The 14,683-nt window shown below is 62.8% G+C and carries 6 protein-coding genes; 4 read left to right on the top strand and 2 right to left on the bottom strand.

Annotated features, from left to right (window positions below; all coding sequences use genetic code 11):
* Positions 1 to 42 precede the first annotated feature (42 nt).
* Positions 43 to 2,979, bottom strand: coding sequence for an EAL domain-containing protein (locus AB5Y99_RS03160; protein WP_113739232.1), 2,937 nt, complete (start codon positions 2,977 to 2,979; stop codon positions 43 to 45).
* 135 nt (positions 2,980 to 3,114) lie between these two features.
* On the opposite strand from AB5Y99_RS03160, the gene AB5Y99_RS03155 reads away from it, so the two are divergent.
* The 4 genes from AB5Y99_RS03155 (at position 3,115) to pbpC (ending at position 13,125) form a co-directional block, all read left to right on the top strand.
* The gene (locus AB5Y99_RS03155) at positions 3,115 to 4,803 is read left to right on the top strand and encodes an FAD-dependent oxidoreductase (RefSeq protein WP_368208684.1); all 1,689 of its coding nucleotides are present in this window, start codon (positions 3,115 to 3,117) and stop codon (positions 4,801 to 4,803) included.
* Positions 4,804 to 5,018: 215 nt separating this feature from the next.
* Complete coding sequence (locus AB5Y99_RS03150) at positions 5,019 to 5,678, top strand: DedA family protein (protein ID WP_368208682.1); 660 nt, start codon at positions 5,019 to 5,021, stop codon at positions 5,676 to 5,678.
* Positions 5,679 to 5,843: 165 nt separating this feature from the next.
* Complete coding sequence (locus tag AB5Y99_RS03145; RefSeq protein WP_368208681.1) at positions 5,844 to 10,727, top strand: alpha-2-macroglobulin; 4,884 nt, start codon at positions 5,844 to 5,846, stop codon at positions 10,725 to 10,727.
* Positions 10,728 to 10,779: 52 nt separating this feature from the next.
* Positions 10,780 to 13,125: a penicillin-binding protein 1C gene (gene pbpC / locus AB5Y99_RS03140; RefSeq protein ID WP_368208869.1), complete on the top strand. Its 2,346-nt coding sequence runs from the start codon at positions 10,780 to 10,782 to the stop codon at positions 13,123 to 13,125.
* Positions 13,126 to 13,551: 426 nt separating this feature from the next.
* Here the strand turns inward: pbpC and AB5Y99_RS03135 are convergent, their stop codons facing one another.
* Positions 13,552 to 14,517: a hypothetical protein gene (locus AB5Y99_RS03135; protein WP_111899732.1), complete on the bottom strand. Its 966-nt coding sequence runs from the start codon at positions 14,515 to 14,517 to the stop codon at positions 13,552 to 13,554.
* Positions 14,518 to 14,683: the final 166 nt, after the last annotated feature.

Genomic DNA, 14,683 nt, shown 5'->3' with positions numbered 1-14,683 from the left:
GGCCGTTATTTTATTACATAAACCCCTATTGATCCTACACCTTTAGTCCGGCGCCCGGCTGCCAAGCAGCTGCTCCAGCCCCTTGACGGTGAGCGGCCGACTGGTGAGAAACCCTTGATAATGCTGGCATCCCAGCGCTTTGAGGATGGCCAGCTGCGCTTCCTCTTCCACCCCTTCGGCGGTGACGGTAAAACGGAAGACCTGGGCCAGATCGAGTATTGCCTTGACGATGGCTCTGTCCTGTTCGCTGTGTACCAGGGTCTGAATGAAGCTTCTGTCCAGCTTCACCTCATCGGCGGGCAGATCCCGCAGATAGGCCAGCGACGAGTAGCCTGTGCCGAAGTCGTCGATGGAGATGAGGATGCCGAGCTCCTTGAGTTGGCGCATTCTGGCAATACTCTCCTGCCTATTCTCCAATACTACAGATTCGGTCACCTCCAGCAGCAGGCGGGAGGGGGGCACACCGGTATCGCGCAAGATGTACTCCACCTGTTGTACGAAGCCCTGGGTGTGGAACTGGCGGGCACTGACGTTGACCGACAGATGGGGGATCTGCAGGCCACGGTTGAGCCAGAAGCTGTATTGGGCGCAGGCGGTCTTCATCACCCAGTAGCCGATTTCGAGGATCAGGCTGGTCTCTTCGGCGATGGGGATAAACTCCCCGGGTGGCACCATGGTGCCGTCGCTGCGCTGCCAGCGCAGCAGCGCCTCGATACCCGACAGCGAGCCATTGTCGACCCGGTATTGCGGTTGATAGTGGAGCTGCAGCTCGTGATGACGCAGGGCATCGCGCAGCTCATTGGTGAGGGTCAGCCGGTTCTTCTCGTGCTGGGCCATCGCCTCGGTAAAGAAGACGTAGTGGCCCTGACCGGCGCGCTTGGCCATGTGGGTCGCGGTGTCGGCCTGTTGCATCAGGACCAGATGATCCGTCTCGTTGCCGGAGAAGAGGCTGATCCCCACCGAGGCGCTGCAGTGCAGTTTGTGATCGCCGATGTCGAACGGGGTGCGAAACAGCCCCATCAGCTCGCGGGCGAAGTGCTCTGCCAGAATTTTGGCGGTGACTTCCCCTTGTCCCAGCTGGGTAAAGAGCAGGGCAAACTCATCCCCCGAGATGCGCGCCTGCACCAGATTGTCCTGGGGCAGCTCCCTGAAACGCTGCACCACGGCCTGTAGCAGCAGATCGCCGCAGGCGTGACCAAGGGAGTCGTTGATCGACTTGAAGTTGTCGAGATCCACCAGCAGCAGGGCACCCCACTGGCCGTTGGAGGCGCTCAGGGTCTGCTGCAAAATATGGTTGAGGCTGCGCCGGTTGTGCAGACCGCAGAGATCGTCGTAGTAGGCGAGCTGCTCGATATGTCTGGCCGCCTCTTTTTCCTGGGTGATGTCGTAGAAGCTGCAGATAAAGTGGCTGAGCTCCCCCTGCTCATCCTTGACGCCGTTCACCATCAAGCGCACCGGAAAGAGGTGACCATCCTTGTGCAGGCAGCGCTCTTCACCGAGCCAGAACTCCTGCTCGTTGACGGTGCGGCTGACATCCTCCTTGAGATGATCCCCGTAGTAGGTGGGACGCAGCTTGCGAATGGAGTGACCGATCACCTCTACCTCGCCAAATCCGGTGATCCGGCTGAAGGAGTGGTTGACCTTGAGGATGATGCCGTTGTGATCCATCACGATCAGCCCATCGTGGGTATTGAAGGCCACTTCCGCCAGCCGCAGGGCATCGTCGGTGGCGAGGCGCTTGAGTTCGATGGCGGCCCGCTCGTGCTGGCTGCTCAATAGATCCAGCAGCTGTTCGGGCTCCTCAAGAGGGGTATCGAGCAGCAGGGTGATCTGGCCAATAGGGGCGCCGCTCTGGCCATGGAGCGGAATGCCGATGTAGGCGCTGGCATTGAGGGCAAGCAGCCGGGTCGCCTTGGGATAGCGCACGGGCAGATCTTCCACATAGATGGCCTGACCATGCTGGAACAGCTCCTGAGCGGGGCCGGGGTCGAGCTGGATGGGCTTGAGGGTGGAGCAGATCTCCTCGTTGATGACGCAGCGGGGGATGATCCAGAGATCCTGACCGCGGGGCTGGAACTCGCCGATCCAGCCCACCCGGGCACCGCTGGCGCTCATAGCCCAGCTTACCAGCGTCTTGCAGTAGTCGATGCCGGTCTGTTGGTGCAGTTCGGGCGGGAGGGCCAGCTCGGCGCGGTGCTCTTCCGGTTGCGGTTGCCAGTGGCCGAGCAGCTGGGCGCTGCTGCGCACCAGCTGCAACATCTCCTCGCTAAGCGGGGTGGGATCGAGATACTCCAGACTCAGCACCCCGAACAGCTTGTCCTGCTCCAGCAGGGCACCATCGAGGCGTGAGCGCACACCGGCACTGGTCAGATAGAGGTGATTGCTCAGCATCGGCTGGTGGGCGGCCTCCGAGAAACTCAACGCTTTGCGGGTACGCAGGGCGCGGATATAGCGGCTGTCACCACGAATGGGGTAGAGCGCCTCGACCCCCAGGGTGAACACCGGGGTGAGTTGCTCGCTGCCGAGATCGCCGTTGGCCTGATAGTGCCAGAGGATGAGCCGATCGGCCCCCAAACTCTCTTTAAGGGCCTCGAGCAGGGGCGCATACTGTTGCTGGCTCGCCATCTGGCTGAGGCGCGGCAGTTGCAATGCCAGATCGGCGATGGGCTCCTGGCGAAGGTTCTGCAGACAGATGAGCCAGAAGCCATCCTGCTCGTGGGCGAGGGCGATATGCCACAACTGGCTGGCAAAGCGCACGGTGATCTTGCCGCCATGGCCGTTGGCCAGCAGTTGTTCGATGGGCAGGCGCAGGGCATCGGGCAGCTGGGCAGGCCAGGGGGCGCGCGGCTCATCGAGCCAGTAGAGCGGGGTTTGCATCACGTCGGTCAGGGCGACCAGCCGTTGACTGCGCAGATCCAGACGGAAAAAGAGCGGCGTCTGGAGGGCAGGAGGAAGATGACTGAGTGCGGTAGACGACATGAACAAACAACATCCTGTTAAGCAACCGTCGGGGTTGCAAGAATACTGCAAAATGGTGTGAAACAAAATTTCATTGAATTCTAAATTAGAAAAGTCTAATTTATTGCCCATTATCATGTATGAGGAGTCTTGCAGATGAAACGGATCCTGATTATCGGTGGTGTCGCGGGGGGCGCATCGGCGGCGGCTCGTGCTCGTCGTTTGAGTGAAGAGGCAGAGATCGTGATGTTCGAGCGGGGCGAGTTTGTCAGCTTCGCCAACTGCGGTCTGCCCTATCACATCGGGGGCGATATCCCCGACCGGGATGCCTTGCTGCTGCAGACTCCCCAGAGTTTCAAGCGCCGTTTCAACGTCGATGTGCGGGTCTTCCACGATGTGATTGAGATCGACAAGGCGGGCAAGACCTTACTGGTGCGCAACCTGCAAACCGGTGAAGAGCAGCGCGAGCATTACGATGTGCTGCTACTGAGCCCGGGGGCTGCGCCGATCCGTCCTCCCTTCCCCGGTATCGACAGCCCCCATGTCTATACCCTGCGCAACATCCCGGACATGGATCGCATTCTGGCGGCTCTGCATCACGATCAGCCGCGCCACGTCACTGTGGTGGGCGGCGGCTTTATCGGGCTGGAGATGATGGAGGCGCTGCACCAGCGCAAGCTGGATGTCACCCTGCTGGAGCTGGCCGATCAAGTGATGGCGCCGGTGGACAAGGAGATGGCCAACATGCTCCATGCCCGCATCCGGGAAGAGGGGATCGACCTGCGCCTGCGCACCGGCCTCACCGCCATCGAGAGTCTGGATCTGCCTGCTGAGAAGACCTCCGCCGTGCCGACCGCCAAAAGTGGTGGCCTGCGCCTGACCCTCAATGACGGCTCCCATCTTGATACCGGTCTCTTGATCCTCGCCATCGGCGTCAAGCCGGAAACTCTGCTCGCCGCCAAAGCGGGGCTGGAGCTGGGCCCACGGGGCGGCATCAAGGTGGATGCCGGCATGCGTACCTCGGATCCCTTTATCTATGCGGTGGGGGATGCGGTGGAAGAGATAGATTTTGTCACCGGCGAGTCTGTGCTGATCCCGCTGGCGGGCCCGGCCAACCGGCAGGGTCGCATCGCCGCCGACAATATGCTGGGCCGAAGCGAAACCTACAAGAAGACGCAAGGGACCGCCATCTGCAAGCTGTTCGATCTGGCGGTGGCCAGCACCGGGCTCAACGAGAAGCGACTGGTGCAACTGGGATTGCCATTCGAGAAGGTTTATGTCCATCCGGGCAGCCACGCCGGTTACTACCCCGGCGCCCATCCGGTCAGCCTCAAGCTGCTGTTTGCCCCGGATGGCAAGATTTACGGTGCCCAGGCCATCGGCAAGGATGGCATCGACAAGCGCATCGACGTGCTGGCGGTGGCCCAGCGCGCCGGTCTCACCGTGTTTGACCTGCAGGATCTGGAGCTCACCTATGCGCCGCCGTTCGGGTCGGCCAAGGATGTGATCAACATGGCGGGCTTTGTGGCAAGCAACCACCTGAAGGGGGACACCCTGCTCTGCCACGTGGCCGAGGTGCAGGCTGGTAACCCCCATCAGCTGGTGGTGGATGTGCGCAACGGCCCGGAGCTCGACAAGCTGGGCCGCATTCCGGGGGCGCTGCATATCCCCCTCGACGAGTTGCGTGGCCGCCTCCATGAGCTGCCCAAAGAGAAAGAGCTGCTGATCAGCTGTCAGGTCGGGCTGCGCGGCCATGTCGCCTGCCGCTTGCTGAGCCAGCACGGCTTTAAAGTGAAGAATCTCTCCGGCGGCTTCAAAACCTGGCAGATGGCCACCGCCGAGTAACCGTTTTATTTCTGTGCCTGTTTGCCCCTCTCCCTTGTGCGTGCAAGATGAGGGGCTTTTTGTTTCTGCTTCTCGCCCTTCTTGCATCCCCCTCGTTGCTGCAATATTTCGACACACTTTATTTCCTGTGCCGGACAAAATTAACGTTTTGTTCAGGGGATGGGTGCTATAACCCCTGCCTCGTTCATGATGAACCGTGTAGTAGGGAGAGTGACATGCTGGATATGCTGATGGCCATTTGGCATCAGGATTTTGACGCCCTGGTTCAGATGCAGGCGGTACCCCTGCTGATCAGTTGCCTGATGCTGGTACTGCTGCTGGAGTCCGCATTCGTCTTCCTGCCCCTGCCGGGGGACAGCCTGGTACTGCTGGCCGGTGGGTTGGTTGGCATGGGGGTGTTTGGCCCCGAAGTGACTTTTGTCTATCTGCCGTTGGCTGCTGGCATAGGTTCCGTGCTCGCCTACTGGCAGGGACGGGCACTGCAGCGCACCCGCTTTATGGATCATATCGAACGGATGTTGCCTCCCGACAGCCTGCCCAAGGCGACCCGGCTGCTGAAAAAGTACGGTTTTCTGGCGATGTTCTCCTCCCGTTTTATCCCGTTCGTGCGGGTACTGACCCCCATGCTGATGGGGATTGGCCGCCTGAGCGTGCTGCGCATGTGCGTGGCCAGCTTTGCCAGTGCCTTTATGTGGGCGCTCTGCCTCAGTTTGGTGGGCAAGCTGGCGATGAATACCCCCTTCTTCCTCCACCACAGCGAACTGTTGACCCGGGCCCTGCTGATTACCTCGCTGGTGCTGTTTCTGGCGGCCGTCATGGCCATCCTGTTTCGCTGGTTCAAAGGCGGAGCGAAAAACGAGACCAGCCACGACTAGATGACAACCCTTGCCGCACTGGATCAGTGGGCAAGGGGGTTCTCGTGCTGCAGGGGGGCGGAATTGTGCCCATTCGGGTAATGAGCTTTGTGTCGGGTGAGCAGGATGCCTTATCCTGTTTCCAGCCACGCTGCGTTTGCAGCGCTCCAACTCGGGATGGAACCTATGCGCCTCTTCGACTCTCCCTCTGCTTCTCACCGCTCTACCGCTGGAACCGGCGCTCTGCGCCGCTGCTGCTCGGCCCTGCTGCTTTGCGGAGTGGTCGGTTTGCTGTCTGGTTGCGGCCCTGACAAGCCCGCCAGCCAAATATCGACCACAGAATCCACAGCCCGGCAGGAGGCCGGGGCGCCAACTTCTGTAGTGCAGGCCAATGCCCGCCAATATCGCGATGCGCCGGCACTGGCGCTGGTCTTCTCCGGCCCCCTGGCGCCCAAGGCCAATTGGCAGAGCTGGCTCGGGGTCAGTGAGGGGGGCAAGCAGGTGCAGGGGGAGTGGATCCTGGCCGACGATGGCCGGACCCTCTATTTCCCGAACGTTCAGCCCGACAAGAGCTACGAGGTGAGCCTCAAGGCTGGGCTGGGCCCATCTCCCCAGAGCTGGACCCTCAAAACCCGGCCGCTGGAGGCGGGTGCTTCGTTTACCGCCAGCGGCATGGTATTGCCGCTGCGCGACGAGCTGCGCCTGCCCATCAGCGCTGTCAACGTGGACGAGGTCAATATCGATTTCTTTCGGGTCGATGCGGAATATCTGCCCCGTTTTCTTGCGGAATATCGCCCCGGTGCCGGCATGGGGAACTGGGAGCTTGAGCAGATCACCAAGCGGGCCAAGCGGGTATTCAGTGGCCGCTATGCGCTGGAGCTCGATGCCAACCGGCGCGAGACCCGCCTTATCAATGTGAAGGAGCCGCAGCTGGCGGAGGCCGGCGTCTACTTTGCGGTGATGTCGCCCCTTGGCAACTACGACTGGCGCAAGGAGACCACCTATTTTGCGGTGAGCGACATGGGGCTCAGTGCCCGCCGCTACCGCGATCAGTTGGGGGTGTTCGTGAGCTCCCTGGCCAGCGCCGACCCGCTCAAGGATGTGCAGCTCTCCCTGCTCGACGAGAAGGGTAACCGGCTGCAGGTGCAAACCACCGATCCGCAGGGCCATCGTCGCTTCGATCAGGTGCAGGGGGCCCGCTTGCTGCTGGCCGAACAGGGCAACCATCTGGCGGTGCTGCGCCTCGACGGGGCGGCGCTCGACCTCTCCACCTTCGATCTCGGCACCCAGCCCTGGCAGGCCCAGCAGTTGTATCTGTTCAGTGGGCGCGATCTCTATCGCCCCGGCGAGCGGCTCGACAGCGAGATTTTGCTCAAGGGGCAGGATGGCCAGCTGCTGCCGGGCATGGCGGTGGAGCTGGAGGTGAAGCAGCCGGACGGCCAGCTGCTCGAACAGAAGCGGCTGCTGCTGGACAATTTGGGCGCCGCCCATTACGGCCTGCGTCTGCCGGATGATGCGCCGCTCGGGCGCTGGACCATAAACCTCAAGACCGCCGCTGGCAGCCGTTTCGAGTGGCCCTTTTTGGTGGAGGAGTTTTTGCCGGAGCGGCTGAAACTGCAGCTCGGCAAGGGGCCGGATGGTGAAGTGACGGATCTGGACGCCTCCCTCACCCTGCCGCTGCAAGGGGACTATCTCTATGGCGCCCCTGCGAGCGCCACCAAGGCCAAGGCGGAGGTAAAAATCAGCCGCGCTACCATGCCTTTCACCCAATGGCAGGAGTTCACTTTGGGGGATGTGCTGCTCGCCGAGCAGGCCAAGGATCTCGAGCCCCTCAATCTCACCCTCGATGCGCAGGGGCAGGGGACTTTTTCGCTTACTGATGAGCTCGACGGGGTGCGAACCCTCGGGCCGCTGGAGGTGGCCTATCGGGTGTCGCTCTCCGAGCCCGGTGGCCGCGCCGTCAATCGCAGCCGCACCCAGTATGGTTGGCCTGCGGGCAGCCATTGGCCGGCACTCAAGGCCGACTTCGTGGCCGATCGGGTGGAAGGGGGCAAGCCGCTCCCCTTCCAGATCCTCAACCTCGATGAGCAAGGTCAACCGGTGGCGGGGGCGGTGAAAGTGCGCCTTATCAACGAGTACCGCGATTACTACTGGCACTACGCCGATGGCGAGGGGTGGAAGTACGAGTTCAACAGCCAGCCCTATCTGGAGCAGGAGCAGACCCTGCAGCTGGACGGCAAGGGGCCGACCCCCCTAATCTTGCAACTCGCCGCGGGCTGGTATCGGTTGGAGGTGGAGAACAGTCAGGGCCATCAATCGAGCCTGCGGGTGGAGATCGGCAGTTACGCCTGGGGCGGCGGTGGCGAGCAGGCGCGGCCTGACAAGATTGCCATCACCCTCGACAAGCGCGCCTATCAGGCGGGCGACAAGGCCAAAGTGACGCTGGTGGCCCCGCGCCCCGGCAAGGGGTTGCTTATGGTGGAAGATGGCGACGGCCTGCGCTGGTGGCAACGTATCGAGCTCAAGGGGGCCGGTGGCGATGCCAAGGATGCACGCGGCGAGTTCGAGATCCCGGTCAGCCCCGAGTGGCAGCGCCATGACTTGCATATCTCGGCCCAGATCGCCGCGCCAGACAGCGCCTCCAAACCGGCTGGCACGCAGCAGGGGCAGAGCCTGCGCTCGGTCGGGCTGATGCCGCTCACCCTGGATCGGGAAGCGCGCCGTCTGCCGCTCACCCTGAGCGCGCCTGATAAAGCGGTGCCCCTTACCCGGCTGGAGGTAACCGCCACCTCCACCCCCAACAGTCGGGGGCGGGTGGTGCTGGCGGCGGTGGATAGGGGCGTGCTCAATATCAGCGACTACCAGCCTCTCGACCCGTTCGAGATCTTCTTTGGTCGCAAGCGCTTCGCCCAAGATTTGTTCGACAACTACGGGCAAGTGATCCCGCCGCAAGATGGCAAGCTGGCCCGCCTCAACTATGGGGGTGACCGGGCGCCGCTGAAAAAGGGTGGCGCGCTGGAGAGCCGGGTCGAAATAGCCGCGCTCTGGAGCGGCGAGGTGAGTTTTGACGAGAGCGGCAAGGCGGTGATCCCCCTCGACCTGCCCAACTTCAACGGCGAGTTGGCGCTGATGGCGCTGGCCTGGAACGAACAGCAGGTCGGTGAGGCAGAGCGCGCCGTCAAGGTAGTGGCGCCCCTGGTGGCCGAAATCGGCTGGCCACGCTTTGGCGCCAGAGGGGATGAGACCCGGGCGTTGGTGCAGCTGCGCAATATGAGCGGCGAGGATCAGACCCTCTCCCTTGCCTGGACCCTCAATGGTGGGCTCAAGGCAAACGGCGAGCTGCCCAGCACGCTGTCTCTTAAAAACGGCGAGGAGCAGTGGTTGACCCTGCCGCTCACCGTGACCGGGGCGAGCGGTGTGGCGAGCCTGCAGTTGGCGGCCAGTGGCAATGATTTTGCGATAAGTCGCGACTGGACTTTGCCGCTGCGCTCCCCCTGGCCTGCCGAGACTCGCCAGCGCTACCAGATGCTGGCTCCCGGCCAGCAGATGAGCTTTGCGCCAGGTGAGCTGGCCGGGCTGGATCGTGCCAACCTGCAGGGGCTGCTCAGCCTCTCCGGCACTCCGCCCTGGGATCCGGCAGCCCAGTGGCAGGCGCTGGCCGACTACCCCTACGCCTGTCTGGAGCAGACCTTGTCCCGTGCCTGGCCCTATCTGCTGACCACGGCCGATGAGCGGGCCGTCTGGCGCAAACCCGCAGAGGGCAAGAAAGCGGCGAGCGAGGCGGATCTGCAGCGCGCCCTGCTGCAACGGCTGCAGCGGTTGCAACTGCCAAGCGGCGGCTTTGGCCTGTGGGATGGTCGCTCCGACGAGGAGCAGTGGCTCACCGCCTATGCCGCCGACTACCTGCTGGCGCGCAAGGAGGCGGGCGACGCAGTGCCGGAGGCAATGCTCAATCAGGCGCTGAACCGGCTGCAAAGTTATCTCACCGACAGTCAGTACGGTGAGCGCTGGAGCAGTGCCCCCGAGCACAGCCGGCTGGCCTATCAGGCCTACAGCGCCTATGTGCTGGCCCGGGTGGGCAAGGCGCCGCTCGCTACCCTGCGCCTTATCTGGGAGCAGCAAGCTGATCACGCCCGCTCAGGTTTGCCGCAGCTCCACCTCTCGCTGGCCCTCTCGGCCATGGGGGATGAGCAGAACGCCGCCAAGGCCCTCAGCCGGGCATTGGCGACCGAGCGCGGTGATGACTATCTGGGTGATTACGGCTCACAGTTGCGCGATGAAGCTCTTGAGCTCTCCTTGCTGCGTCAGCACAAGCTGGCTGCGGAGCGCTGGCCGGCCCTCAGTGCCAAGGTGGCCGATACCCTGGCCCATCGTCAGTGGCTCAGCACTCAGGAACGGCTCGCCCTGCTGCGACTCGCCCGCTTCGACCCGGCCGTCGACTGGCAGGCCAAGGTAACTTCCTCTCTTGGCAGTGGATCCCTGAGCGGTTCGGCTCCGCTGCAGCAGGGTGCCCCCGAGGCACTGGCCGCCAGCACCGTCACCAACGAGGGCAAGGGATCCCTCTATGTGCAGCGCACCCTCATCGGCTACCCCGAACAGGCGCCAGCACGGATTAGCAAGGGGATGAGTGTGACCCGCAGCTGGTTCAACAGCGACGGTCAGCCGTTTGATCCCGCCAAGGTGAAGGTGGGCGATCTGGTGGTGGTGCGGCTCAATGTCAGCAGTGAATCGGCGGTGCCCGATGCCCTGCTGGTGGAGATGGTGCCCGCTGGCTTCGAGCTGGAGAACCCGGCCCTTGGCAACAGCATCAAGCTGGAAGAGCTCTCCATTGAGGGGAAACCGGCGTGGCAGAGCGAGTGGAACGACTATCTCAAGCATCAGGAGTTTCGCGATGACCGCTACACGGCAGCGCTGGATCTGAGCGAGGGGAGCAACCAGCAACTGGTCTACCTGATGCGTGCAGTGACGCCGGGTCGCTATCAGGTGCCACCGACCCAGGTGGAGGATATGTACCGGCCCGAGATACGGGCTGTGGGTGAGGATATCCACGAGGTGCGTATTTCTGAGTAACAAACCCTCCCTTGAGCGGGTTCGCCCGCTCACTTTCTGGCAGCGCGGCTGGCTGAAATTGGGTCGCAGTGGCCGCGCAGGCTGGTGCTGGCTGGGCGGTCTGCCGCGCTGGCTGCGCTTTTCGGTGCTGGGAGTTGTCGCACTGCTGCTGTCATTGCTGGTGCTGGATCGGATTTTCCCGCTGCCGCCACTCGACCCTGCCTACGCACGGGTGGTGCTCGACATGAAGGGGCGGCCGCTGCGCGCCTTTGCCGATACCAGCGGCGTGTGGCGCTATCCCGTGACCCTGGAGCAGGTCTCCCCCCGCTATATCGAGGCGCTGCTGGGCTACGAGGATCGCTACTTCTGGCGTCATCCCGGGGTCAATCCGGTGGCCATGGTGCGCGGGGTCTGGCAGTGGCTGCGCTATGGGCGTGCCGTGTCGGGCGGCTCGACCCTTACCATGCAGGTGGCGCGTCTTATCGAGCCCTACCACCGGAGCGTGCCCGGCAAGCTGCGCCAGATGGTGCGTGCGCTGCAACTGGAGTGGCACTATGACAAGCGCACCCTGCTCACCGTCTACCTCAATCGGGCGCCGTTTGGCGGCAACCTGGAGGGGGTGCAGGCGGCAAGTTTTGCCTATCTCGGTAAGAGTGCGGCCAAGCTGACCTATGCCGAGGCGGCGCTGTTGGCGGTGCTGCCACAGGCTCCCAGCCGCAACCGGCCGGACCGTCATCCCGAGCGGGCCCGCGTCGCCCGTGACAAGGTGATGCAGCGACTTGTGGCGCAGGGCGTCTGGCCCGAGCCGGTGTGGTTGGAGGGACGTATCGAGCCGGTGCTGGCCCGCGGTCACTTCACGCCGATGGAGGCGCCGCTCTTTGCCCGCCTCGCCGCTGACAATCAGGCCGGGGCGCTGGTGCACACCACCATCGACGGGGACCTACAGCGCTGGCTGGAGGGACGGGTGGCGAGCTATATCCGTCGTTTCCCCGAGCAGACCTCAGCGGCGTTGCTCTTGGTAGACAACAAAACCATGGCGGTGCGCGCCTATGTGGGCAGCGCCGAGTATGGCAATTTGCGCCGCCACGGTTATCTCGACATGGTGCAGGCAATCCGCTCTCCCGGCTCCACCCTCAAGCCCTTTATCTACGGTCTGGCGATGGACGAGGGGCTGGTGCACTCGGCCTCCCTGCTCTCCGATGCGCCGAGGCTCGGCTCGGAGTACCGCCCCGCCAACTTTTCCGGCGCCTTTCAGGGGCCGGTGACGCTCGCTCAGGCGCTGCAGCAATCCCTCAACGTGCCGGCAGTGCAGGTGCTGGAGGCGCTCGGGCCCGACAAGCTGGTCAGTCGCCTCGACAACGCCGGGGTGCGGCTGGCGCTCTCCGACAAGCCCAACCCGGCCATCGCGCTGGGGGCAGCGGGCATTAGGCTCGAGCAGTTGGTGGCCCTCTACAGCGCACTGACCCGGCAGGGGCAGGTGGCGATGCCGGTCTGGCTGGCGGGGCAGCAGGCGGTGTCACGCCCCTTGCTGAGCCCGGGAGCGGCCTGGATCATCTGGCAGATATTGAGTGCCCAGGGGCGCGCGGATCAGCCCTTTGCCAGTGAGGCGACCGGCCGGGTCAACCGACTGGCCTGGAAGACCGGCACCAGCTATGGCTATCGCGACAGCTGGGCGATGGGAGTCTCCGGTCGCTGGACCATCGGCGTCTGGCTTGGGCGCCCCGACGGCACCCCCATGCCCGGTTTTTACGGCCAGAGCGCAGCGGTGCCGCTGCTGCTTTCGGTCTACTCGCGACTGGCTGACAACAGCCCTCTGCCGGCACAGCCCAACACGGTGAGCGAGGCCGAGATTTGCTGGCCGCTGGGGCGCAAGGCGAACGCGACCCTGCCTGAAGCCTGTTTGCAGCGCCAGAGCGCCTGGTTGCTGGAAGGGCGCGATCCTCCCACCTTGCCGGATCCCATGGACTGGCCCTCGCCGCTGCGCCAGGTTGCACTCACTGCCGAAGGCAAGCCGACGCTGACCCGTTGCCCCGATGCGGCACAATCCGGTTTTCGGGCACTCTGGCCGTTGTCGTTGGAGCCTTGGCGGTCCCTCGGCGAGCGGCGGCAGTCGCTGCTCGCCAGCAGTTGTGCAGGGGAGGGGCAGAGCGCCGAGCTGCAGGCCCCCATTCGCATCGTGGCGCTGGGGGAGGGCAACCTTATCCGCAGCCAGCGCTATCGGTTGCAGCCCAAGGTGCTGGGCGGTGTCGGCAAGTCGGCTTGGTTTCTCAACGGCCAGCGACTGCGCTGGGACGGGGATCAGGTGCTGAGTGTGGCGGGTCGTTATCAGCTGGTGGTGGTGGATGAAGCGGGCAACAGCGATCGTATCGAGTTTCGCGTGGTGCATCCTGACAGTGATGCCGGCACCATCACCCGTTGATCGTTTTGCCGACAGCCATTGAGGTGAATATAATTAACTATTTGAAATGCATCAATATTTGATTGGATGAATTAATTTGTGAATAATTACGAGTTCATTCAAATCCAATCGGGAGTTCTCTTTTGCTGCGTGTTCTGTGTCCCTTGCTGGTGCTGATGAGTTCGGGTTGTGCCACAACCAATCATGGTGATCACCATGTTTCTCCTGAACGTACCGGGTTCTATTCACCTTTCGAACCAGCTTCCGAGAGTTTTGCGCGTTGCTATCAGAAACAGTTTGCCTGTACCCCTTCCAATATCCGCCGTGACAGGGCGATGGAGGCGCGCAGGAAGGCGCAAGAGCGGGCCAATCATCGTGGTGATGATTGGTAGGCCGCAGATAATGAGAGGGGTTGGCAAATGCCAACCCCTTTTTCATTCCGCCCATTCAGCCCGGTTGGCGCAGATGGCCGAGCCGGGTGAAGAAGTGCTGGCTCTTGCGCTGGTGAAAGTGGCTCTTCTTGATGGGATGGAAGATGAGGTTGCTTTCGTGGTGGCTCGCTTTTAACTGGTGGAGCATGGCTACGGCGGGCAGGCTGGTGCTGACCAGGGTGGTGAGTGGCATGCTGAGGGTCTCGGGCCCGAGCAGTTGATTGAGCCCTTGCTGAGCCTGCTCAAAGCGGGTCAGGGCCGCCGGGTCGGCATAGCCGCTACCCAGCATGGCGAGCAGGTTGTCGATGGCCAGATGAAATTCGGCCAGCTGTTGGCGAAAGCCGCTGCGCCCGCGCAGGGCAATCAGCTCTGCAAACGGAATGTCGGCCAGGTGAGTGGGCACTTGCAACGGGATCTCGAGGTGGAAGCAATCCTGACCACCCCGGTTGTGGTAGCGGGATTCGAGCAGATGGAGCAGGCGGTCGAGATAGTCGTGATCGGTAATAAGCGCCCCGTCATTGGCGAGTGCCCACTCACGGGCGAGACGCATGGATAGCAGGTTGGCAAAGCGCCGCGCCATTCTGATCCCCCCTTCATCCCGGGTCGCAAAGCCGTGAGTAAGGCAAAAGCCGTGCAGCCGCTCTAGCCCCGCCTGATCCGGGCAGAAGCAGTCGTGGTTGGCCTCCTGACGCCAGCGACCAATCAGCTCCTTGTTGCCAAACACCTTGTGGCGGACGAAATCGGGGGCCACCAGGCCGCTTATCTGGCTCTCCAGTTGCGGGGTAATGGCGGCAAAGAAGGCGGCATCGGGCCGCTCGGCCAGCAGATCGGTCTGCTGTTGAAGGGTATCGAGCAGGGCGGTGAGGCCGCTCTTTTCGCTGACGGTGAAGACGAAGGCGAGCCGCTCCAGATAGAGCAGGGCAAATTTGAGCCAGAGCTCGTCGCGTACCTCCATGCCGGGGTAATAGATATAGGTCTTCATCGGATCTGTGTGTTGTCAAAAATCTGGCGAGGCGCAGGGTCGGGAATATACGCAAGATTGCGGCCGCGCGGCAAACATTGCTTAGGGGAATGTGAGCAAACGCTCATCCAGTAGGCGCTGGCCACAAAGTTCTGATATAATTCGCGCCCTTAAATCAAGGTCACCC

The organism is Aeromonas sp. R4-2 (assembly GCF_040908295.1).
Taxonomy (GTDB): domain Bacteria; phylum Pseudomonadota; class Gammaproteobacteria; order Enterobacterales; family Aeromonadaceae; genus Aeromonas; species Aeromonas veronii.
This window is presented reverse-complemented; position numbering and strand designations above follow the sequence as displayed.

What these genes read in the sequence shown, in the direction of transcription:
- AB5Y99_RS03150 (WP_368208682.1), top strand. Translation starts at nt 5,019, where the DNA reads ATGCTGGATATGCTGATGGCCATTTGGCATCAGGATTTTGACGCCCTG.
- AB5Y99_RS03155 (WP_368208684.1), top strand. Translation starts at nt 3,115, where the DNA reads ATGAAACGGATCCTGATTATCGGTGGTGTCGCGGGGGGCGCATCGGCG.
- AB5Y99_RS03160 (WP_113739232.1), bottom strand. Translation starts at nt 2,979, where the DNA reads ATGTCGTCTACCGCACTCAGTCATCTTCCTCCTGCCCTCCAGACGCCG.
- AB5Y99_RS03135 (WP_111899732.1), bottom strand. Translation starts at nt 14,517, where the DNA reads ATGAAGACCTATATCTATTACCCCGGCATGGAGGTACGCGACGAGCTC.
- AB5Y99_RS03145 (WP_368208681.1), top strand. Translation starts at nt 5,844, where the DNA reads ATGCGCCTCTTCGACTCTCCCTCTGCTTCTCACCGCTCTACCGCTGGA.